This is a genomic window from Mediterraneibacter sp. HA8405 (assembly GCF_056148955.1).
On sequence record NZ_CM148758.1, the window covers coordinates 1697489 to 1719283 of the forward strand.

Annotated in this window: 19 protein-coding genes and 1 tRNA gene; 14 read left to right on the forward strand and 6 right to left on the reverse strand. The window is 47.1% G+C overall.

From position 1 onward, the window contains the following. Positions 1–64: 64 nt before the first annotated feature. The 5 genes from AC0QUU_RS07905 (at position 65) to AC0QUU_RS07925 (ending at position 4706) form a co-directional block, all read left to right on the forward strand. Positions 65–1192 (forward strand): ABC transporter permease, encoded by a 1128-nt coding sequence (locus tag AC0QUU_RS07905; protein ID WP_474541898.1) that lies wholly within the window; start codon positions 65–67, stop codon positions 1190–1192. Continuing rightward, a complete protein-coding gene (locus tag AC0QUU_RS07910; RefSeq protein ID WP_474541900.1) occupies positions 1179–2321 on the forward strand; it encodes an ABC transporter permease in 1143 nt (380 codons plus the stop codon). The genes AC0QUU_RS07905 and AC0QUU_RS07910 overlap by 14 nt, the downstream gene beginning before the upstream one ends. A 116-nt stretch (positions 2322–2437) precedes the next feature. Then, entirely contained in the window at positions 2438–3850 is a 1413-nt protein-coding gene (locus tag AC0QUU_RS07915) for an amidophosphoribosyltransferase (RefSeq protein ID WP_474541902.1), read from the forward strand. 95 nt (positions 3851–3945) lie between these two features. After that, positions 3946–4031, forward strand: a tRNA-Ser gene (locus tag AC0QUU_RS07920). Between the two features lie 228 nt (positions 4032–4259). Further along, positions 4260–4706 carry a sporulation initiation factor Spo0A C-terminal domain-containing protein gene (locus AC0QUU_RS07925; protein ID WP_474541904.1) on the forward strand — a complete coding sequence of 149 codons (447 nt, stop codon included), beginning with the start codon at positions 4260–4262 and terminating at the stop codon, positions 4704–4706. Between the two features lie 66 nt (positions 4707–4772). On the opposite strand, the gene AC0QUU_RS07930 is transcribed toward AC0QUU_RS07925, so the two are convergent. The 3 genes from AC0QUU_RS07930 to AC0QUU_RS07940 all read right to left on the reverse strand — a co-directional run bounded on the left by AC0QUU_RS07930 (position 4773) and on the right by AC0QUU_RS07940 (position 7324). After that, positions 4773–5285, reverse strand: a complete 513-nt coding sequence (locus tag AC0QUU_RS07930) for a hypothetical protein (RefSeq protein ID WP_474541906.1) — start codon at positions 5283–5285, stop codon at positions 4773–4775. Positions 5286–5369: 84 nt separating this feature from the next. Continuing rightward, the gene (locus AC0QUU_RS07935) at positions 5370–6362 is read right to left on the reverse strand and encodes an alpha/beta hydrolase (RefSeq protein ID WP_474541908.1); all 993 of its coding nucleotides are present in this window, start codon (positions 6360–6362) and stop codon (positions 5370–5372) included. 131 nt (positions 6363–6493) lie between these two features. Continuing rightward, entirely contained in the window at positions 6494–7324 is an 831-nt protein-coding gene (locus tag AC0QUU_RS07940) for a P-loop NTPase (protein ID WP_474541910.1), read from the reverse strand. 266 nt (positions 7325–7590) lie between these two features. Between AC0QUU_RS07940 and AC0QUU_RS07945 the strand changes: the two genes are divergently transcribed. Next, entirely contained in the window at positions 7591–8532 is a 942-nt protein-coding gene (locus AC0QUU_RS07945; protein WP_474541912.1) for an L-lactate dehydrogenase, read from the forward strand. A 51-nt stretch (positions 8533–8583) separates the two neighbouring features. Here AC0QUU_RS07945 and AC0QUU_RS07950 read toward each other — a convergent pair whose 3' ends face one another. Next, positions 8584–8943 carry a metal-dependent transcriptional regulator gene (locus AC0QUU_RS07950; RefSeq protein WP_474541914.1) on the reverse strand — a complete coding sequence of 120 codons (360 nt, stop codon included), beginning with the start codon at positions 8941–8943 and terminating at the stop codon, positions 8584–8586. A gap of 199 nt (positions 8944–9142) precedes the next feature. Here AC0QUU_RS07950 and AC0QUU_RS07955 point away from each other — a divergent pair, with 199 nt between their 5' ends. From AC0QUU_RS07955 to AC0QUU_RS07985, 7 genes are all read left to right on the forward strand, one after another. After that, positions 9143–9355: a FeoA family protein gene (locus tag AC0QUU_RS07955; protein WP_474545543.1), complete on the forward strand. Its 213-nt coding sequence runs from the start codon at positions 9143–9145 to the stop codon at positions 9353–9355. 87 nt (positions 9356–9442) lie between these two features. Next, positions 9443–11446, forward strand: a complete 2004-nt coding sequence (gene feoB, locus AC0QUU_RS07960; protein WP_474541917.1) for a ferrous iron transport protein B — start codon at positions 9443–9445, stop codon at positions 11444–11446. Between the two features lie 142 nt (positions 11447–11588). Then, positions 11589–11963, forward strand: a complete 375-nt coding sequence (locus AC0QUU_RS07965) for a heavy-metal-associated domain-containing protein (RefSeq protein WP_474541919.1) — start codon at positions 11589–11591, stop codon at positions 11961–11963. A 35-nt stretch (positions 11964–11998) separates the two neighbouring features. Beyond that, positions 11999–12367, forward strand: coding sequence for a heavy-metal-associated domain-containing protein (locus AC0QUU_RS07970; protein ID WP_474541921.1), 369 nt, complete (start codon positions 11999–12001; stop codon positions 12365–12367). A gap of 63 nt (positions 12368–12430) precedes the next feature. Further along, positions 12431–12868: a Fur family transcriptional regulator gene (locus tag AC0QUU_RS07975; RefSeq protein ID WP_474541923.1), complete on the forward strand. Its 438-nt coding sequence runs from the start codon at positions 12431–12433 to the stop codon at positions 12866–12868. Between the two features lie 337 nt (positions 12869–13205). Next, complete coding sequence (locus AC0QUU_RS07980) at positions 13206–13514, forward strand: DUF6110 family protein (RefSeq protein ID WP_474541925.1); 309 nt, start codon at positions 13206–13208, stop codon at positions 13512–13514. 6 nt (positions 13515–13520) lie between these two features. Beyond that, positions 13521–15617, forward strand: coding sequence for a heavy metal translocating P-type ATPase (locus AC0QUU_RS07985; RefSeq protein WP_474541927.1), 2097 nt, complete (start codon positions 13521–13523; stop codon positions 15615–15617). A gap of 68 nt (positions 15618–15685) precedes the next feature. Here AC0QUU_RS07985 and AC0QUU_RS07990 read toward each other — a convergent pair whose 3' ends face one another. After that, a complete protein-coding gene (locus AC0QUU_RS07990; RefSeq protein ID WP_474541929.1) occupies positions 15686–17038 on the reverse strand; it encodes a putative ABC transporter permease in 1353 nt (450 codons plus the stop codon). Positions 17039–17311: 273 nt separating this feature from the next. Between AC0QUU_RS07990 and cysK the strand changes: the two genes are divergently transcribed. Beyond that, on the forward strand, positions 17312–18244 hold the full coding sequence (gene cysK / locus AC0QUU_RS07995; protein ID WP_474541931.1) for a cysteine synthase A: 933 nt from the start codon (positions 17312–17314) through the stop codon (positions 18242–18244). 132 nt (positions 18245–18376) lie between these two features. Here the strand turns inward: cysK and carB are convergent, their stop codons facing one another. Beyond that, entirely contained in the window at positions 18377–21604 is a 3228-nt protein-coding gene (gene carB, locus AC0QUU_RS08000) for a carbamoyl-phosphate synthase large subunit (protein ID WP_474541933.1), read from the reverse strand. Between the last annotated feature and the right edge of the window lie 191 nt (positions 21605–21795).

Here is a 21795-nt window from a genome sequence, read left to right on the forward strand (position 1 = left end):
CAGAATATGGAGACGCTGTCTGCAGGAAAAGACGGCGCCGTAAGTAATATGCAAGGAGGATAATATGCTGAAACAGATGAAATATGCGCTTCTGACAAAACTGAGAAATCCCAGCATAGTATTCTGGCCTTTCCTCTTTCCGCTGGCTCTTGCGACTTTGATGTATTTTGCTATTGGACAGATGGATCAGGCCGACTTTGAGACTGTGCCCGCTGCTGTGGTTGTGGAGGAGGAAGGGGAAGCAGTGGACAGTTTTCTCCCTTTTGTTGATGCCATGGATGAAAGCTCCGGCCTGATCCGTGCCGAAAAGATGACGGAAGAAGCGGCCCTTAAGGCTCTGGAAAAAGGTGAAGCTGAAGGAATCTTTTATGTGGGAAACGATGTCCGCCTGACAGTTTCCGGAAACGGATTTCCGGAAAGCATTCTCCAGTCGGTACTCGCGTCATATCAGTCCGGGGAGGAAGCTGTAAAGGACATTGCCAGGCTTCACCCGGAGGGAATGCAGGATGCACTTGAAAAAATGAAAGAATATGACACTGCTGTGAATCAGGTAAGCCTCGGCGGCACGACGATTGACGGCAATGTACAGATTTTTTATGCGCTGATCGGAATGGCATGCCTTTACGGATGCTTCATCGGGTTCGGATGCGCGCTCTGGCTTCAGGCGAATCTGACTGCTCTGGCAGCCCGCAGATGTGTGGCGCCGGTACACAGGCTGAAGCTGATCCTGACTGAGTTCGGAGCAGGATTCCTGGTGCATTTCGCAAATATGATTGTTCTGCTGGCATATATGAGGTATGTTCTGAAACTGGAGTTTACGGGCTCTTTTGCGGAAATGACAGGTCTGGTTCTTGTGGGAAGCATGTTTGGTGTATCCATGGGGATTTTTGTGGGCAGTCTGGGAAAGGTGGGAGAAGGAATCAGAATCGGCATTCTCCTTGGCATTTCGATGTCGCTGAGTTTTCTGGCCGGACTGATGGACGCTTCAGTCAAGGATGCTGTAGAGCAGCATGCGCCTGTACTCAGCCGTGTTAACCCGGCTGCCCTGATTTCGGACGCTTTGTATTGTATTAATGTATATGACGCGCCGGAAAGATTTGCGGATAATATGGTAATTCTGATTATAATGAGCGCTCTTATGGTCGGCGGCGCGTTTCTGATCGTGAGGAGGGAGCGGTATGGCAGTATTTAAGGTATACATGAAAATTACAAAAAAGAATATCTGGCTGGTCTGCCTTTATGTGGTGATTTTTTTCATCCTGACGCTGCTTTTTCAGGGAGTCGCGGGAAGAAACGCAGAGCAGGAGTATGCGGCAGAGAGTATATCCATCGGAGTTGTGGATGAGGACGGCGGCCCGGCGGCGGCCGCTTTGACTGATACACTCAGGCAGACAAACCAGGTCACGGTTCTTGAAGATAACAGAGAAATGATCCAGGAAAATCTGTATTACGGAAATATAAAATATGTGGTCCGCATTCCGGAGCATTTTATGGAGAACTGTATTCTGGGGGAGGAGGCTCTTCCGGTTACCACAATGCCCGGTACTTATACCGGAAGTTATGTGGATCAGCAGATCAGCAGCTTCATAAATTCCGCCAGAGTCCGGGCGGCGGCAGGCTTTACCGAGGAAGAGATCGCGGATGCTCTGGAGAAGCAGGAAAAGCCTCAGGTGGAGCTTGCAGATCTCCGGGGCAACGCGGGAGAGATGCCGGCGTTTTCCTTCTATTACAGATATCTGGCTTATCTGGTACTGTGTGTTATGTGCTATGTCCTGGGATATATTCTGATTGCTTTTGGCAGAGGACAGATTTCCCGGCGAATGTGTGCTTCTGCAGTTCCGCTCAGGAGACAGAGGGCAGAAGGACTTCTGGCATCCGGGGTTCTGGCTCTGGCACTCTGGATCTTCTGTACAGCTGCCGCGTTTCTTCTGTATGGAAGAGAAATTTATGAAAGCGGCTCTCTGGGATATCTGCTCCTGAATTCCGGAGCAGTTGTACTGGTATCTGTGACTATCGCTTATCTGATCGGGATGTTTGTTAAAAACCCGGAAGCCTTAAGCGGAATTGTAAATATAGTTTCCCTGAGTATGAGTTTCATCTGCGGTGTATTTGTAGATCTGGATTATCTGAGCAGCGGAGTCAGAAAAGCTGCACAGTTTCTGCCCGTTTACTGGTATGAGAGAGTCAATAACCTGGTGGCGGAGTACGGGGCTGCCGCGGATCTTGTAAAGGAGGAGATTCTGCAGGGCATAGGAATTCAGCTTGTGTTTGCCGCCGCCTTTCTCTGTATAACAATGGCAGCCTCCCGGGAGCGTACATGACAGTTCTTCCTTTTTATAAGGCAGCAAAAAATTATTCAGGTATTGACTTTTTTATCCGGTTTCCCTTATGCTGTATGAGGTAATATGCATTGGGAAAAAGACAGGAGGATAATATAATGGGTGGTTTTTTTGGTGTGGCGTCAAAGACGGACTGTATTCTTGAACTGTTTTACGGAGTAGACTATCACTCTCATCTGGGAACAAGAAGAGGCGGAATGGCCGCATACGGGGACGGTGAATTCTGCCGCGCGATTCATAATATAGAAAACTCTCCTTTCCGAACAAAGTTTGAACATGATGTGGAGGAAATGAAAGGAAATATCGGCATTGGCTGTATATCAGACTACGAGCCTCAGCCACTTCTGATTCAGTCTCATCTGGGAAGCTTTGCCATTACAACAGTGGGAAAGATCAACAACCAGGCTGAGCTTCTTGAAAAGGCATACAGGGACGGACATTCTCACTTCCAGGAGATGAGCGGAGGCCAGATTAATGCCACAGAGCTGATTGCTTCACTGATCTGCAGAAAGGATTCTATCGTAGAAGGAATCCGGTATGCGCAGGAGATTGTGGATGGTTCTCTTACACTTCTGGTTATGACAAAGGACGGGATTTATGCCGCCAGGGACCGTCTTGGAAGAACTCCTGTAGTGGTTGGCAGGAAAGAAGACGCGTACTGTGTGTCCTTTGAAAGTTTTGCGTATATTAACCTGGGCTATACGGACTACCGGGAGCTTGGACCGGCGGAGATTGTGCTTGTCACGCCGGAAGGAGTAGAGCAGATGTCGCCTCCGGGAGAGAAAATGAAGATATGCTCTTTCCTGTGGGTATACTATGGATATCCGACCTCTTCCTATGAGGGAGTAAATGTAGAGGAAATGCGGTACAAATGCGGCAGTATGCTTGCAAAGCGGGATAAAGATTCCGTACATCCGGATATTGTGGCCGGAGTGCCGGATTCAGGCGTGGCTCATGCCATTGGATATTCCAATGAGTCGGGAATTCCGTATGCCAGACCGTTTATCAAATACACTCCGACCTGGCCCCGCTCATTCATGCCTACAAACCAGAGCCAGAGAGATCTGATTGCCAGAATGAAGCTGATCCCTGTACAGGCGCTGATTGAGAATAAAAAGCTGCTGCTGATCGATGATTCTATTGTCCGGGGCACGCAGCTTCGGGAAACAACAGAATTTCTTTACAGAAGCGGCGCAAAGGAAGTGCACGTAAGACCGGCATGTCCGCCGCTTGTATATGGCTGTAAGTTTCTGAACTTTTCACGGTCAAAATCAGATCTTGATCTGATTACCAGACGGGTGATTCAGGAGAAAGAAGGGGAGAACTGTCCGGAGGAAATCCTGGAAGAGTATACGGATCCGGACAGCTGCCGCTATGCAGAGATGGTGGAAGAGATCCGGAAGATTCAGAACTTTACGACCCTGCGTTTCCATCGTCTGGATGATCTGCGGGCATCTATTGATATTGATCCGTGCAGGCTCTGTACGTATTGCTTTGACGGAAAAGAATAAATAAAGGGTTTTCTTTTGAAGAAAACTCTGGTATAATAAAAAAGCTGTGGACAGCACAGATAAAAGGTGTTATTTCCACAACTTTATACAGAACAGGAGACGTATCGAAGTGGTCATAACGGGGCGCACTCGAAATGCGTTTGCCCTCCGGGGCACGAGGGTTCGAATCCCTCCGTCTCCGTGTCAGCAGAAAGCGGAATACCTTAATGAAGTGGTATTCCGCTTTCTGCTTTTTAACAGCAGCGGAGCGTGAATACAGCCGGATACAGCGGCGGCGCAATATAACTCTGATTCGACTTTTAAGGTCGAAATTTTTCCTATAAAATTTCTTGTGTGCTATATTTCACCAATTTACCATAGGTATGTGTTTTCCGTGCAGGTTATCTCAAGCAGGAATGAGGTAATACAAATGAACTATGAAAAAACAATTAAAGACATCCTGGATTCTTTTGGAGTGCATCGGTCATACACAGGATATAATTATGTGACACATGGTTTGCTGCTTATCATGGAAGACAAGGACAGACTGGACTGTATAACAAAGCTGCTTTACCCTGACATCGCATTTCTCTTCCACACATCCTGGAATTGTGTAGAGAAAAATATCAGAACTGTTGTAAATTCCATCTGGGAATCCCACAATACAGAACTTCTTAAACTCATTTTCAACAAATCCGCAAAAGATAAAAAGCCCACAAATAAAGAATTCTTTAAATATATGTATGACTATATTATCGGTCTCCCGGATGACAGTTTGATGCCGGATTGCAGAATCTGCATTAAATGTCCGATTTCAAATCAATATTGTGAAACGCTGGAATTATTCTGCAGAAAACTTCTGGATGCAATGAAATGAAAAGAGCTCCAGATTTTCCGATAAAGAAAACAGAGCCCGGACAAGGCTCTGTTTTTGACTTTGTGCTCAGTATTCACACAGAACTACTACTTTCTGCGGCGTTGTCTGAGCGGGAATACTGAAAGTAGAGGTAGTGTAATATACAAGTAATTCTGAGTTTTCAGGGCTGCACATATATGGCTGGCCATTTGCGGTCACCACATTGGTGGTAGGACCGATATTCAGCCGGAGGGTATTGTCGTCGGACGTCAGGCTGTCATCGAAGTAGGCAAGCATAACCTCCTGATTTCTGCGCAGTGATGTAATCAGTTCTGCCCGGTATTGGGGCGGATAAACAGCCGGTACGGGAAGATTGGCGTCATAGAACGCGGCAATCCGCATTCCGGTACGGAGCCTGACATTATCAATAATTACTGTTTCACCGGTCACTACTACATTGATGATATCGGAGCCGCTGATCACTGACAGCATCATAGAGCAGCAGGAGTCGCCCCGGTTGATTCCCTGTATAATACCTTCTACCTTTTCAAATGTTTCATACGCCATAGCTAAAAGTCCTTTTTCTTTTATACTATGCATATAAGTGTAAAAACGACCGCGGCGGATTCCCTCCGCTGAGAAGTATTCCAGACAGACGGACGGAAATAACGGGGAGCCGCATGCTTATAAATTCAGCTCTCCCCGAAGCCACTTTACTGCCAGTTCTGTCCATATGCCTACTTCATCCAGCAGACCTTTCAGCCACGCTTTGATTTCGGGATCCCATTTTTTCCCTCCGTCCCTCTTTCCGGAAAAATCTTTTCGGATTTCGTCTGCCTTTTCCTTCGGCCAGGGAGTTTTTCCCTGCTCTATAGCCAGGATAAGCCTGTCAATCTGTTCCAGTGTGTAGGATTCACCGTAACAGCCTTCCAGCCATTCTTCCGTAGCGATGGACATGCCATGGATTCCCTCTGAGAAGACATGATGCGCAAAGGGCACCCCGGCTTTTCTGCAGGCCATTGCAAACAGATAACTGTTTTCCACGGGAACGGAATCATCTGTGGCTGTCTGCCAGAGAAAACAGGGGGGCATATCATCTGTCACATGATTTTCCAGAGACATATATTCCAGTTCTTTTTCATCCGCGTCTTTTCCGAGAAGTGCGGTAAAGGAGTCTCTGTGCGCATATTTTCCCGCTGTAATTACCGGATAGGACAGGATAGCGGCATCCGGCCGGGCAGATATGGAGCTGTATTCTGGATCCGGATCAGAAATGTCTGCGTAGTGGACGCAGAGTGAAGCGCACAGATGGGCGCCGGCAGAGAAGCCGCACACAGCCAGCCGGGATGGATCAATGCGGCACGCTCCGGCATGATACCGGAGAATACGCACTGCTCTTGAAATATCCATCAGAGGCTGCAGTTTCAGAGGTTCATCCAGGTAGTTTACCGTGTATGCCAGAACGAATACATTGTAGCCGGCACTGTAAAAAGTCCGTGCGGCCGGATCTGCTTCTGAGGAAGATACATAACGGTAGCCGCCTCCCGGGACAACAAGCATACACGGATGAATGTCCTCGTCTTCATGGACATAACTTACAATAATCGGCGTAAAGCCATATGCTGCGGGGTAGGAGTATTCTCCTTCCTTCCATATTTCTGATCTGAGTCCTATCATTTATTTTCTCCTTGCGGTTTCCTGTTTATCTACAGATACATTTTTGCCTGGTTTTCCTGCAGTCCGGCGCTTTTTCAGCGGAGGACCGCAGGAAGACTCCGGAAGCAGAAAGATTCCGGAATCAGAATATACTACAGCTGGATTTCTTTCAGATAAGGATTCTCTGTTTCGTAGAACTTCTCCTCTTCGACAGCGCGCGCAAGATCCATATCAATCGGCATACGCGCAAGTACCGGAATGCCCATCTGTGCCGCGGCATCGTCTACATGACTTTCACCGAAGACCTTGATTTCTTTTCCGCAGTCCGGACATTTTACATAGCTGTAGTTTTCTATAATTCCCAGTACAGGGATATTCATCTGCTTTGCCATGCTGCAGGCTTTTTTGACAATCATCTGGACCAGATCCTGGGGCGAAGTTACAATTACGACTCCGTCAACAGGCAGAGACTGAAATACAGTCAGGGGAACATCTCCGGTTCCCGGGGGCATATCCACAAACAGGTAGTCCAGATCTCCCCACATTACATCAGTCCAGAACTGTTTTACAACGCCTGCGATGATCGGACCTCTCCAGATAACCGGAGCTTCCTCATCCGGCAGCAGGAGATTCACGGACATAATCTCTGTTCCGTCCTGTGCGGTACACGGGAAAATACCTTCCTCTGTACCCTGGGCTTTTGTATGGACACCGTACATTTTCGGAATGGACGGTCCCGTAATATCTGCATCCAGGATTCCTACACTGAATCCTTTTTTCCTTGCCATGCGGGCCAGGGAGGCTGTAACGAAAGATTTCCCCACGCCGCCTTTTCCGCTGACGACACCGATTACTTTCTTTATGTGGGAATATTTGTTTGCCGGTTCACGGAAGTCTGTCTTTTTGCTGCTGCATGAGTCCGCATGTGCGCATCCGGCACAGGATTCCTCCGTGCATTCATTATTCTTCTGTTCTTCTGACATGATTCATATACCTTCTCTCTGATTATTTTCTGCTCTCTCTGCCGGATGTAGTATTACTTCTGATCCGCGGGGCGGATTCAAAATCAGAAACCGGGATGAAAAGAGAGCACTGCCATAACAGTATAACACATTTTCCCTTGCCTGATTCGGTTAAATATGGAAAAAAATACCGTAAAATATCTTGCTTTCTTCTGGAAATAGTATATAATAAAGACAGAAATAATCCCTAGTATTTTACTAGGAATTAAAAAAGGAGGAGATTGACTATGATAAATATACAGAAAGCTGCTGTAGTCGGCTGTGGATTTGTGGGAGCAAGCATCGCTTATGCGCTGATGCAGAAGGGAACATTTTCGGAGCTGGTGCTTCTCGATGCGAACCATGCCAAGGCAGAAGGAGAGGCAATGGATATCAGTCACGGTCTGCCTTTTGCTCACTCCATGGAGATTTATGCAGGGGACTACGAGGATATCGCGGATGCTTCCGTTGTAATTATCACAGCAGGCGCAAATCAGAAACCAGGGGAGACAAGACTGGATCTGGTGCAGAAAAATGCCCGGATTATGCGGTCTGTTATAGGAGAAATCAAGAGGGTAAAATGTGAGGGAATTCTTCTGGTTGTATCAAACCCTGTAGACATTCTTACCGAGATTGCCCTGGAAGAATCCGGTTTCCCGAAAGAAAGGGTGATCGGATCAGGAACAGTTCTGGATACTGCCAGATTAAAATATCTGCTCAGCGAGAAACTGGATGTGGACAGCAGAAACGTACATGCGTTTATTGTAGGAGAACATGGGGACAGCGAACTGGCGGCGTGGAGCTGCGCAAATATTTACGGCATCAGCATGGAAGAGTTCGCGAAACTTCGAGGTTTCAGCACATTTCACAAAGAGATGGACGAGATCTACCATGCCGTCCGGGACAGCGCTTATGAGATAATAGAACGAAAAGGGGCAACTTATTACGGAATCGGCATGGCGGCGGCAAGAATTGCCGAGGCAATCGTGAGAGACAGCCATACTGTAATGCCGGTATCTGTTTCCCTGAACGGAGAATACGGCCTGTCCGGCCTGTGCCTGAGTATACCGGCGATTGTAGGAAAGGGAGGAGCCGAACAGATCCTTGAGATCAGTTTCAGTGATGAAGAAATGGAAAAACTGGCAAAATCAGCAAATGAGCTGAAATCGGTTCTCGAAAATGTAAAATAGCAGAAAACAAAAACCAGTATGTTCTGATATACGGAACATACTGGCTGTTTTTTATCCTACATGCTTTTTGATAGCAGCAAAACTTTCCGCACTGATTACATGTTCAATCCGGCAGGCGTCTTCTGCGGCTACTTTCGGATCTACTCCGAGTCTTTCCAGCCAGCAGGAGAGAAGAGTATGCCTTTCATAAATGCAGTCGGCAATTGCCTTCCCTGATTCTGTAAGTGTGATATATCCTTCCGGAGAAACGATAATATGGCCGCTTTCTCTTAACTTTTTCATGGCGACGCTGACACTGGACTTTTTGAAATCCAGCTCTGTCGCAATGTCTACGGACCGTACTACGGGGAGACGCCGGCTTAAGACCAGGATTGTTTCCAGATAATTTTCAGCAGATTCATTTCCATGCATAAATTTCACCTCGATCAAAATACAATATTTATACATAAGTATAACATAGAGAAAACATAACGGCAAAAGGTATTTTCTTGAAAATTTATCTCAAAAAGCATTGACAAAAACAGAATGTTAGTTTAAACTATCAGCTGTTAGATGAAACAATCTACGGTATTACGATTATTGAATTTTAAAAATGAGAGGATCAGAAACTATGAATTTACTGGACGCTGAAGAAGGCAGGGAATATATCATAAAAAATATTGTGACAGATGATGAGGAGATGGAGGCGTTCCTGTTTTCTCTGGGCTGCTACAGCGGTGAACCGATTACTGTGGTCTCCCGGGTGAGAGGCGGCTGCGTGGTTTCCATTAAGGATGGAAGATACAATATTGATACTGATTTAGCGCAAGCTATTTCAATATAAAACAAAGAAAAAATAGTAATTCTATTTACTATTTTTTTTACACCAAGGTTAGTTTATTCTAATCGGAATGAAGGAGGAGAATTGCAGATGAGAATTGCTTTTGCAGGAAATCCGAACAGCGGTAAAACAACCATGTATAATGCGCTGACAGGAAGAAATGAACGCGTTGGAAACTGGGCCGGTGTTACGGTAGAGCGAAAGGAAAGCCTTATCAAAAGGGCTTATTACGACGGGGCGGAGGAACTGGTTGCGGTAGATTTGCCGGGCGCCTATTCCATGTCTCCCTTTACTTCAGAAGAGAGTATTACCAGCAGTTATGTTAAAAATGAGCATCCGGATGCGATCATTAATATCGTTGATGCGACGAATCTGAGCCGAAGCCTGTTTTTTACCACACAGCTTCTGGAGCTTGGGGTTCCGGTAGTTGTGGCTCTGAACAAAAGCGACATTACGGAAAAGAAACAGACAAAGATTGATGAAAAACTGCTGGCAGAGAAACTGGGATGCCCGGTGATCAAGACAATCTCTACTTCCTCAGGGCATACCGGTCTGAAAGAGGTTGTTGCCGCTGCTGCTTCTTTAAACGGCAAAGGGCAGAAAGCTCCTTATGTACAGGCGGATATTGATCTTCATGATAAAAAAGCAGTAGAAGCCGCTGACAGAAAGCGCTTTGAGTTTGTAAACAGCATTGTAAAACAGGTGGAAAAGCGGAAAGTCTTTACAAAAGATAAGAATATACAGGATAAGATTGACGCGGTAATCACACATAAAATTATCGGTATTCCGATTTTCGCGGCTGTTATCTTCCTTGTATTCTACATATCCCAGACGACACTGGGAACATGGATTGCAGACTGGCTTGTGGCATGGATTGAGACCTTCCAGGGCTGGGTCGGCGGACTTATGGAAAACGCAAATCCGCTGCTGTATGCCCTTCTGGTCGATGGTATTATCGGCGGTGTCGGCGCGGTAGTCGGCTTCCTGCCTCTGGTAATGGTAATGTATTTCCTGATTGCCCTTCTGGAGGACTGCGGATATATGTCACGCGCCACAGTTGTGCTGGATCCGATTTTCAAAAGAGTAGGCCTTTCCGGTAAATCTGTCATTCCTATGGTTATCGGAACCGGCTGCGCTATCCCGGGTGTTATGGCCTCCCGTACGATCCGCAACGAGAGGGAGCGGAGAACAACGGCGATGCTTACACCGTTTATGCCGTGTGGAGCGAAGATACCTGTAATCGCATTATTTGCGGGAGCTTTTTTTGCAGACGCGTGGTGGGTGTCCGCTACCATGTATCTTGTCGGTATTGTACTGGTTCTGCTGGGAGCCCTTCTTGTAAAGAGAATTACAGGCCAGAAATACCGTAAATCATTCTTTATTATCGAGCTTCCGGAATATAAGCTCCCCAGCCTGAAGAGAGCCTGTGTATCCATGCTTGAGCGTGGAAAGGCTTATATCGTAAAAGCAGGAACAATTATTCTGGTATGTAATACGGTTGTACAGATCATGCAGAGCTTTAACTGGCAGTTCCAGGTTGTGGAAGAAGGGGCAGAAAGCACTTCTATCCTGGCAAGTATTGCGCATCCGTTTGCAATCCTGTTTATCCCGCTGGGATTCGGCGTATGGCAGCTGGCCGCGGCGGCTATCACAGGATTTATCGCAAAGGAAAATGTTGTAGCTACTCTGGCAGTTGTGTATGGCGTAACAAACCTGATTGATCCGGACGAAATGGCGCTGGTCGGCAGCGGAAATGAAGTGGCGACAATTATGGGCCTTACAAAAGCGGCAGCGCTCGCTTACCTGATGTTTAATCTCTATACTCCGCCGTGTTTCGCAGCTCTCGGTGCCATGAACTCGGAGATGAAGAGCGGAAAATGGCTGTTCGGCGGTATATGCCTGCAGCTGGCAACAGGTTATACAGTGGCGTTCCTTGTATACCAGATCGGTACACTTGCGACGACAGGGGCTCTTGGAACCGCGTTTGTTCCCGGACTGATTGCAATTCTGGTATTTGCAGCTATCATTATATGGAGAATCCGCAAGTCGGATAAAGAATTTACTGCAGAATACAGCTTACATGCGAAAGCATAACGAAAAAATCAGCGGCGGGCAGGGTGCGTACTTTGTCCGCCGTTTAATATGAAAAGCAGAGAAGCGCGGCGGAATTTCCGGAAGTATGCTTTACAGAAGAGCGGATCCTGTGTATTGTTTATCATAGAAAGGGTGATGTTTTATGGCAAATGTAATAGCAGTTCTTGTTCTGGCGGTTTTAGTCGGAAGCGCGTCTGCGTATATAATAAAGGCAAAGAAAAGCGGCGTGAAATGTATCGGATGCCCTGCCGGCGGAAGCTGCCCGGGCAGCGCCAGACTTCCGAAAAAGAAGCTGGATGGACGGGTGATTGGCAGAAAAACAATAAAAATATCAGGGATGCACTGTGCGCACTGCGCCGCGGATGTGGCAAAAACACTGAATCAGATTGAGGGAGTCCGGGCAGAGGTGAATCTTTCAAAAAACAGTGCCAGGATTTCCTATGACAGAGAAATCGAAGACAGTGTTTTAAAAAATGCAGTAGAAAAGACAGGGTATCATGTCATCAGTATTTCATAAACAGAAAATGAGAAATGCGAAAAAGAGGGATTCATATGGTTAATGGAATCATCATTCTGATTTTAGTTGTATTACTCTGTTTCGGGATTAAAAGCTCGATTAAACATTTTAAAGGAGAGGGCGCATGCTGTGGAGGCGGATCCGGTTCAGTAAAGAGCAGAAAGCCAAAGAAAAAGAAACTGGACGGTCCGGTGACGGGGCATTATACACTCAGAATCCCGGGGATGCATTGTCAGAACTGTGTTAATAGTGTAACGAGGGGGATTAATTCGATTGACGGAGCATCAGCGAAGGTCAGTTTAAGAAAGAAAAGCGCGGAAGTATCCTGTGACCGTGATATTGATAAGGCTGACCTGATACGTGCGGTAGAAAGCGCCGGGTTTGAGGTTGAGAGCATATCATAACAGAGACAGGGCAGATTCTGAATCTGCATCTGTGACGGAACAGGGAAGCAACAGGAGGCGGCTGTGACTAAAAAGGAACAGATTATTGAGAAATTGAAAGAAAATGGATGCCGCATTACAAAGCAGCGCCTTATGCTCATAGATATTATTCTTGAAAACGACTGTTCAAGCTGTAAGGAAATATTCTATAAAGCGTCAAAAACAGATAACAGAATCGGTGTTGCGACGGTATACCGCATGATCAACGCGCTGGAAGAGATCGGCGCTATCAGCAGAAAGAACATGTACCGGGTGGAGTGCTCTGATGAGTGTGCCCAGTCGGGCGGATGCGAGATTATCCTGGACGACAATACCACATATCACCTGTCTCCGCTGAAATGGAACAAGGTAGTCCAGGAAGGAATGAAACGGTGCGGTTATCTGAAAGATCAGAAAGTAGCCGGAATACGCCTGCAGAGCAGCGGCATTAAAACGGTAAAAACAGAACAGACTGAAAATTGAAAAGAATTTATTAAACGGAAGAACGCCCGGAAACAGCAGGCGTTCTTCCTGCTTTCTGCGGGTTCCGGCACTTTTTGTAAAGAGTTCTTCAGCTTTTACAGGAGTAATGATAAAATTTCTCACCAGCTGCTGTTAGAATTGACTACCTTAAAATCAGGTTGTTATGATGTGACAGAAGGCGATTATTTTACATATTATTAACAAGGGAGTGATAGAGCTGTGAAGCAGCACAGATTCTGGGCATGGGCTTCGGTCTTTTGCTTTTTCATGGTATTTTATACCGGCTATAAACACAAATAATGCGGCATAACAAACAATAACAGGAGGTACTTAAATTATGATCAGTGTTTCAACATTAAAGAAAATCGGTTTATTTGCAGGAGGTGTTCTGTTCGGAACAGCAGGCGTGAAAGTTCTCTCCAGCAAGGACGCCAAGAAAGTATATACAAACTGTACAGCAGCAGCTCTGCGCGCGAAGGACTGTGTGATGAAAACGGCTACTACAGTTCAGGAGAACGCAGAGGATATTCTGGCTGAGGCTCAGCAGATCAACGAGAGAAGAGCGGCAGAGGAAGCTGCGGCTGTTCAGGAAGACGCGGAAACAGAAAATGCAGGTGCGGAAGATTTTAAAGAAGAGACAGTATAATAAGCTGTGAAATTTATTATAAAGCATGAGATCAAGGGCCGTCTGCGTATTCATGTTGTTCAGGGAAGAATGACATGTGCGCAGGCGGATACTCTTTGCTGGTTTCTTGAAAAGCAGGAATATGTAACAGATGCAAAGGTTTATGAGCGCACCGCAGATGCCGTCATCTGTTATAAAGGAGACCGGGAAGAGATTGTTGCCGTGCTCAGAAGCTTCAGCTACGAAAAAGCAGATGTGCCGGAAAATGTACTGGCAGGCTCCGGAAGGGAGCTGAACTCCACCTATCGGGAGAAGCTGATCACAAAGGTGATCCTGCATTATGGAGGAAAGCTTATCGTCCCCTATCCGGTAAGGAAGGTCTGGATGACGCTGAAGGCCATCCGCTATATCTGGCAGGGAATCCGGTGCCTGGCAAAACGCAGGATTGAAGTTCCTGTACTGGATGCCACTGCGATCGGGGTGTCTGTATTCCGGGGTGATTTTAATACTGCGGGATCGGTGATGTTCCTGCTCGGCGTAGGAGAACTCCTGGAGGAGTGGACGCATAAAAAGTCCGTGGGAGATCTTGCCCGGAGCATGTCCCTGAATGTAAAGAAGGTCTGGCTTAAAAAGGATGACCAGGAAGTGCTGGTTCATGCGTCCCGGATTCAGCCCGGCGATGTGGTAGTTGTGCATATGGGCAATGTGATTCCTTTTGACGGGGAAGTCTGCGGCGGGGAGGGCATGGTCAATCAGTCCTCTCTGACGGGCGAGCCCCTTCCGGTACAGAGAGAAAAAGGAAAAACAGTTTATGCAGGCACTGTCCTGGAAGAAGGAGAACTGGAGATTCTGGTTAAGGCCGTGTCCGGTTCCACGCGGTTTGAGAAAATCGTGACTATGATTGAAGATTCAGAAAAACTGAAGTCTGCTCTGGAGAGCAGGGCAGAGCATCTGGCAGACCGGCTTGTGCCGTACACACTGGCAGGAACTGGTATAGTAGGTCTGATAACCCGCAACGCCACGAAAGCATTATCTGTGCTTATGGTGGATTTTTCCTGCGCGCTGAAACTTGCCATGCCCATTGCCGTCCTCTCTGCCATCCGCGAGGCGGGACAACGCGGGATTACCGTAAAAGGCGGCAAATATCTGGAAGCTGTGGCTGAGGCGGATACGATTGTGTTTGATAAAACAGGCACTCTGACAAAAGCAAAGCCTACAGTAAAGGATGTTGTGGTTTTCGGTGATTACCCGGCAGATGAAGCTTTGCGCATTGCCGCCTGCCTGGAAGAACATTTCCCGCACTCCATGGCCAAGGCTGTGGTGGACGCTGCAAAGAAGAAAAAACTGTATCACGAGGAAATGCACTCGAAAGTGGAGTATATTGTTGCGCACGGGATTTCTTCCTATATTGATGAAAAGAAAGTTGTCATAGGAAGCAGTCACTTTGTCTTCGAGGATGAAAGGTGTACGGTTCGCCCCGAAAAACAGGAAGCGTTTGATGCGCTTCCGGCGGAGTATTCCCATCTTTATCTTGCAATTGACGGGGAACTGACAGCGGTAATCTGCATTGAAGATCCTCTGCGGGAAGAAGCTGCGGACATGGTGCGTCTGTTAAAGGCAGAGGGCATATCCAAGGTAGTTATGATGACAGGCGACAGTGAGCGGACCGCTGCTTCGATTGCCGGACGGGTAGGTGTGGATGAGTACTATGCGGAGGTCCTTCCGGAAGATAAAGCGCGTTTTGTAGAAAATGAAAAAGCATCCGGAAGAAAAGTAATCATGATCGGCGACGGGATCAATGATTCGCCGGCGCTTTCTGCCGCTGATGCAGGTATTGCAATCAGCGACGGAGCGGAAATTGCCAGAGAGATCGCGGATATTACCATTGCCGCGGATGATCTGCGGGAGCTGGTTACACTGAAACATCTGTCCAATCAATTGATGAAACGGATTCACAGAAATTACCGGGCGATTGTAGGCATCAATGCCGGACTGATCGGCCTGGGCGTGGGAGGAGTCATACAGCCCACAACATCAGCCCTTCTTCACAATACGTCGACCATTGTCATCAGCCTGAAAAGCATGCAGAATCTGCTTCCGGAAGAAGCGCAGGCGAAGAAATAAGAACAGCAGACAGAAAAAGGAAGAAATCCGGAATCGGGAGGATTTCTTCCTTTTTTCAGCCTGAAGGTTTATTTTGCCGGCTTTGCTTTGGGATAGATACGCTCCATCCTTTCATCCGGGAAATGTGTATCTATAAATTCCGTATATGTATTGGTTTCAGCGGAGCTGTTGGTCTGCCTCTGATTGTACCGGTACAGTGCCAGACTGGATATAAGCATATTAAAACACATAAAGACAACTATAATCCATGTCAGCCATTTTCCCGGTTTTACAGGAATCCGTTCAATAAGGGCAGACAGTCTGGGATATAGAAATTTCATCCACACCACAGCGGCAATGCCCCAGAAGAAGCAGTACAGAAGATTAATGCGGCCGCCCAGGTTAAAGGGAATTCCGCTGTAATCCCAGAATATAGTACCGAAAAACAGCTCTCCGAGAACGCTGCATATATATTCATAGGCGCCGCCCAGGAAGGTGCCGAATAAAAATATAAAACTGTCGCTTCGTTCACGGTACTGATATAGAATGAGAGTCAGCAGGACACAGCCCATGCCCCAGACAATACTGAACGGGCCGTATACAACACTGCTTCGGCTCATCAGTTCTCCCATTGTAATATAACAGAAAATAGTTTCTGTTATATCTCCCAGAAGAGAGCCGAGAAAAAACAGGCAGGCAAGTTTATAAAAGCCGCAGCCCCGGGCAAATATTTCCGGCTTGCCGGCTTCTGCATCCTGATGAAGTTTTTCCTCTCTCCGGACTTTAACCAGTTCTCTGCGGTCCAGTCCGGAATATGCTTTCTCCAGATGCTTCAGAACCCAGCCGGTCAGTCCTTCTCCCATAGCATCTGCAGCCTTCTGCAGGCTTTCGGATACATCATCTATAAGAATGATTCTTTTAATCCGGGAACGGACAACGGTTATGGCGCTGATAGTTCCGATCAGATCAATCAGGATGGTCAGGCAAATGACGAAAAGGATGATAATGCCTGCCAGTTCCGGAATAAGGGCAATGAGTTCTGTAAACAGAGGATTCAGAAACAGGATGCAGACCAGAGCAGAAGCGCCCCAGGCAAGAACAGAGATCAGACGTACATAGCCTCCGAACTGCATTCTCTTATCCGAATAATCCCACCATTTCCGGTGAAATATTTTCTCCAGAATCAGACCTGTCATTACACTGAGGAAAAAAGTCAGGATGACGCCTCCGAGGAACAGAAAGAAAAGCTGGTCTTTCAGTTCTGAAAGAAAAACTGCAAAACATACGCCGCCAAGGCCGTAAGAGGGGCAGTAAGGACCGAAAAGAGCTCCTACATCAATAAATTTCCTTTTACGAAGAGCGGCAGAAGAGGTACCAATCACCCAGCCGATCAAAGAGTAAAGAATAAAAAGCCAGGTAAGCTGATAGAGCGAATAGTGCATTATGAATTCTCCTTATCTTTTGTATTCTTTAAACACGTAACAATAAATATATCACATATGACTGAAACTGCCTAGATAATCGAAAAAATCTTTAGAAATTAATTCTAAAAAATTTGCTATGCAGGAACTGTGGCAGTTAGGTCTGTCATCCTGGAAAAATATGTGCTATAATTCTAATGATCGCGTTTTTTCAGACGCAGGAGCATCAGCGTACGAAGGCACCGGCGCCGGCATACACTGATATCAAAATACATTTTAGATGGGATGAGATTTATGGTATACAATAATATTTTAGAAGCTGTGGGACATACACCGATGGTGCGCTTAAATCACATGGTTCCGGAAGGCTGTGCGGAAGTACTTGTAAAATATGAAGGGCTGAATGTAGGAGGGTCCATTAAGACCCGGACCGCTCTGAATATGTTGGAGGATGCAGAAAGGAAAAATCTGATTTCGCCTTCTGAAACAATTATTGTAGAGCCTACCAGCGGAAATCAGGGGATCGGCCTTGCGTTGTGCGGAGCAGTAAAAGGATATAAGGTAAAGATTATTATGCCGGATTCTGTCTCCGAAGAAAGAAGACTCCTGGTTACTCATTATGGTGCGGAAGTGATTCTTGTACATGATGCGGGGAATATCGGAGACTGTATAGACGAGTGCCAGAGAATCGCAGATCAGATGGCAGCAGAGGATCCGCATGTATTTGTACCGGGACAATTCGATAATCCGGCTAATCCGGAGGTGCATCGTAAATATACGGCTATGGAGATTTTAGAGCAGGTTGACGGACCGATTGACGGATTCTGTTCCGGATTCGGAACCGGCGGAACGATCAGCGGAATCGGGGAAGTGTTAAAAGAGCATAATCCGGATATGGAGATATGGGCAGTAGAACCGGAAAATGCCGCAATTCTTTCCGGCGGATCAATCGGAACGCACCTTCAGATGGGGATCGGCGACGGCCTTGTGCCGGACAATCTGAATAATCAGATTTATGATGATATTTATATTGTAACTGATGAGGAAGCCCTGACAACAGCGAAGAATCTGGCTTCCATGGAGGGGCTGATGTGCGGAATTTCCAGCGGAACCAATGTAGCCGCGGCAATTCAGCTTGCCGGAAAACTGGGACCAGGGAAACGCGTAGTTACTGTGCTGCCGGACACTGCAGAAAGATATTTTTCCACTCCATTATTTGAACGTTGAAACAGCCGGAGGATACAATTGAACGAAGTATGGATTATATAAAATGTCCGCCGGAGATTTCCCGTACAATCTCTGGCGGACATTTTATACATTTTTTTAAGTTCAGATAGCCGGCTGCCCGTTTAAATCAATCTATGGCCTCTCTATTATTTCACTGTGGAGCTGCTGAAGGGATTTCACATCTCCTCTGCCGTGTTTTTTGACGTACCGGATCCCTGCGACAGCGGCCTTTGCGGCGGCCATTGTAGTCATATAGGGGATTTTTGCTTTGATCGCGGCTTTCCTCAGATAGCTGTCGTCATGAATACTTTCCTTGCCGGAGGGAGAGTTGATAATCAGATCAATCTGTCCGTTGGTAATCATATCCAGAATATTCGGCCGTCCCTCATACAGCTTTTTCACCCGTTCAGCAGGAATTCCTGCCGCCTGAATCAGGCTGCAGGTCTCTCCGGTGGACAGAATCCGGAATCCGCAGTCAGCAAATCCTTTTGCTATTTCAGCTGCTTCCGGTTTGTCTCTTCTGTTGACAGAGATAAGAACCGTACCTTCCAGAGGAAGACGGGTCTGGGTGGCCTCCTGAGCCTTGCAGAATGCTTCACCATAATTATCGGAAAGCCCCAGTACCTCGCCTGTAGACCGCATTTCCGGTCCGAGAAGCGGATCTACCTCCGGGAACATATTAAAGGGGAAGACCGCTTCTTTTACTCCGTAATACGGGATATCCTGCTCTTTCAGGGCAGGGACGGGAGAGGGATTGCCGGTAAATTCCGAGGTAATAATCTCTATAGAAAGCGGCACCATGCGAATGTTGCATACTTTTGACACCAGGGGAACAGTTCTCGATGCACGGGGATTTGCTTCCAGTACATATACGGTTCCGTTTTCAATGGCATACTGCATGTTCATCAGACCTTTCACATGCATTTCTTCCGCGATTTTTCTTGTATATTCCTTAATCGTGCGTACATGCTCTTCAGAGATATGAACCGATGGAATGATACATGCAGAGTCGCCGGAATGTATGCCGGCAAGCTCAATATGTTCCATTACGGCAGGAACAAATGCATGGGCGCCGTCGCTGACAGCGTCTGCCTCACATTCCAGTGCATGATTCAGAAAACGGTCAATCAGAATCGGCCGGTCCGGTGTGACTCCTACAGCGGCCTCCATATATCCGGTCATGCTTTCTGCGTCATATACGACTTCCATTCCTCTGCCGCCCAGTACATAGGAGGGACGGACCATTACCGGATATCCGATCCGTTCTGCAATGACAAGTGCTTCCTGGACGGTGGAAGCCATACCGGATTCCGGCATGGGAATACCGAGTCTGTCCATCATGGCACGGAACTGATCACGGTCTTCAGCCAGGTCAATGACAGACGGAGAAGTGCCCAGGATACGGACCCCGTTGTTCTCAAGTTCTGATGCAAGATTGAGCGGCGTCTGCCCGCCGAACTGTGCGATTACTCCCAAAGGCTGTTCTTTTTCGTAAATACTCAGCACATCTTCCAGTGTCAGAGGCTCAAAATACAGTTTGTCTGAAGTATCATAATCTGTAGATACCGTTTCCGGATTACAGTTTACAATAATTGTTTCAAATCCCAGTTTTTTTAATGAAAGAGCGGCATGGACACAGCAGTAGTCGAATTCAATTCCCTGTCCGATCCTGTTTGGTCCGCCGCCCAGGATCATGATCTTGGGCCGGTCAGAGTTTACAGGGTTCTTATCTTCCGCATTATAGGTAGAGTAGTAGTAGGAGCTGCTTTTTGTACCACTGACATGAACCCCTTCCCAGGCTTCTGTTATGCCGAGTGAGATGCGGCGCTGCCGGATCTGATCTTCCGGAATCTCCAGAAGGATACTCAGATATCTGTCGGAAAAACCGTCTTTTTTCGCAGACACAAGGAGTTTGTCTGAGGGAAGTCCTCCCCGGTATTCCAGAATATTTTCCTCTTCTTCTACCAGTTCTTTCATCTGACGGATGAACCAGGCTTTTACGCCTGTAAGCTCATGAATTTCTTCTACAGAAGCTCCTTTTCGCAGAGCCTCATACATAATGAAATGTCGGTCGCTGGAAGGAACAGCAAGCTTATACAGCAGATCCTGCCGACTCAGATCATTGTAATTCCGGGCAAAGCCCAGTCCGTACCGGCCGGTTTCAAGACTGCGGATGGCCTTCTGGAAAGCTTCTTTGTAAGTTTTCCCGATACTCATGACCTCACCTACAGCCCGCATCTGCGTGCCAAGTTTATCCTCTACACCTTTAAATTTCTCAAAAGCCCAGCGGGCGAATTTAATAACTACATAATCGCCGTCAGGAACATATTTATCCAGTGTGCCGTATTTCCCGCAGGGAATGTCCTTCAGAGTCAGTCCGGCTGCCAGCATAGATGATACAAGAGCAATCGGAAAACCTGTCGCCTTGGATGCCAGAGCGGAGGAGCGGGAGGTCCTTGGATTGATTTCAATTACCACTATGCGGTCGCTGACAGGATCATGTGCGAACTGTACATTCGTTCCGCCGATAACCTGAACAGATTCTACGATGCGGTAAGCCTGCTCCTGAAGCCGTTTCTGGACATCTTCTGAGACAGTCAGCATGGGAGCAGAACAGAATGAGTCCCCCGTATGAACGCCCATTGGATCGATATTTTCGATAAAGCAGACTGTGATCATGTTGTTGTCTGCATCCCGGACGATCTCCAGTTCCAGCTCCTCCCATCCAAGGACGGATTCTTCTACCAGAACCTGCCCCACAAGACTGGCCTGCAGTCCTCTTGCACATACAGTTTTCAGCTCTTCCTTATTGTATACCAGGCCGCCGCCGGCCCCGCCCATTGTGTAGGCGGGACGGAGTACGACAGGGTATCCAAGCTGATCCGCAATATCCAGGGCTTCTTCCACGCTGTAGGCAACCTGACTTCTTGCCATTTCAATGCCAATGGCATCCATTGATTTCTTGAACTCAATCCGGTCTTCACCCCGTTCAATGGCGTCCACCTGAACTCCGATAACCTGCACATTATATTTGTCCAGAATTCCGTTTTTTGCCAGTTCTGCGCAGAGGTTAAGTCCGGACTGGCCGCCCAGATTCGGAAGCAGTGCATCCGGGCGTTCTTTTGCGATGATCTGCTCAAGCCGTTCAGCATTCAGCGGCTCTATGTACGTTACATCAGCAGTTTCCGGATCAGTCATTATAGTAGCCGGATTGGAGTTGACCAGCACAATTTCATAACCCAGCTTACGCAGAGCCTTGCATGCCTGGGTGCCGGAATAGTCAAACTCGCAGGCCTGGCCGATGATAATGGGGCCGGAGCCGATGATAAGGATTTTATTAATATCTGTTCTTTTTGGCATGAAATCTCATTCCTCCTGAATAATTATTACAATTTAAGTATTATTATACAATGGAATAGAAACAAGGAAAAGGAAAATATGCAGAGACGCTCTATTTTTCATTTCTGAAAAGAAAAGAGAACTTCTGAAAATTGAAACTGAAAAACCCGCCGGAATCACTCTGCAGGATCGGAGAGAAGAAAACACTTCCG

What these genes read in the sequence shown, in the direction of transcription:
- AC0QUU_RS07905 (WP_474541898.1), top strand. Translation starts at nt 65, where the DNA reads ATGCTGAAACAGATGAAATATGCGCTTCTGACAAAACTGAGAAATCCC.
- AC0QUU_RS07910 (WP_474541900.1), top strand. Translation starts at nt 1,179, where the DNA reads ATGGCAGTATTTAAGGTATACATGAAAATTACAAAAAAGAATATCTGG.
- AC0QUU_RS07915 (WP_474541902.1), top strand. Translation starts at nt 2,438, where the DNA reads ATGGGTGGTTTTTTTGGTGTGGCGTCAAAGACGGACTGTATTCTTGAA.
- AC0QUU_RS07925 (WP_474541904.1), top strand. Translation starts at nt 4,260, where the DNA reads ATGAACTATGAAAAAACAATTAAAGACATCCTGGATTCTTTTGGAGTG.
- AC0QUU_RS07930 (WP_474541906.1), bottom strand. Translation starts at nt 5,285, where the DNA reads ATGCATAGTATAAAAGAAAAAGGACTTTTAGCTATGGCGTATGAAACA.
- AC0QUU_RS07935 (WP_474541908.1), bottom strand. Translation starts at nt 6,362, where the DNA reads ATGATAGGACTCAGATCAGAAATATGGAAGGAAGGAGAATACTCCTAC.
- AC0QUU_RS07940 (WP_474541910.1), bottom strand. Translation starts at nt 7,324, where the DNA reads ATGTCAGAAGAACAGAAGAATAATGAATGCACGGAGGAATCCTGTGCC.
- AC0QUU_RS07945 (WP_474541912.1), top strand. Translation starts at nt 7,591, where the DNA reads ATGATAAATATACAGAAAGCTGCTGTAGTCGGCTGTGGATTTGTGGGA.
- AC0QUU_RS07950 (WP_474541914.1), bottom strand. Translation starts at nt 8,943, where the DNA reads ATGCATGGAAATGAATCTGCTGAAAATTATCTGGAAACAATCCTGGTC.
- AC0QUU_RS07955 (WP_474545543.1), top strand. Translation starts at nt 9,143, where the DNA reads ATGAATTTACTGGACGCTGAAGAAGGCAGGGAATATATCATAAAAAAT.
- feoB (WP_474541917.1), top strand. Translation starts at nt 9,443, where the DNA reads ATGAGAATTGCTTTTGCAGGAAATCCGAACAGCGGTAAAACAACCATG.
- AC0QUU_RS07965 (WP_474541919.1), top strand. Translation starts at nt 11,589, where the DNA reads ATGGCAAATGTAATAGCAGTTCTTGTTCTGGCGGTTTTAGTCGGAAGC.
- AC0QUU_RS07970 (WP_474541921.1), top strand. Translation starts at nt 11,999, where the DNA reads ATGGTTAATGGAATCATCATTCTGATTTTAGTTGTATTACTCTGTTTC.
- AC0QUU_RS07980 (WP_474541925.1), top strand. Translation starts at nt 13,206, where the DNA reads ATGATCAGTGTTTCAACATTAAAGAAAATCGGTTTATTTGCAGGAGGT.
- AC0QUU_RS07990 (WP_474541929.1), bottom strand. Translation starts at nt 17,038, where the DNA reads ATGCACTATTCGCTCTATCAGCTTACCTGGCTTTTTATTCTTTACTCT.
- cysK (WP_474541931.1), top strand. Translation starts at nt 17,312, where the DNA reads ATGGTATACAATAATATTTTAGAAGCTGTGGGACATACACCGATGGTG.
- carB (WP_474541933.1), bottom strand. Translation starts at nt 21,604, where the DNA reads ATGCCAAAAAGAACAGATATTAATAAAATCCTTATCATCGGCTCCGGC.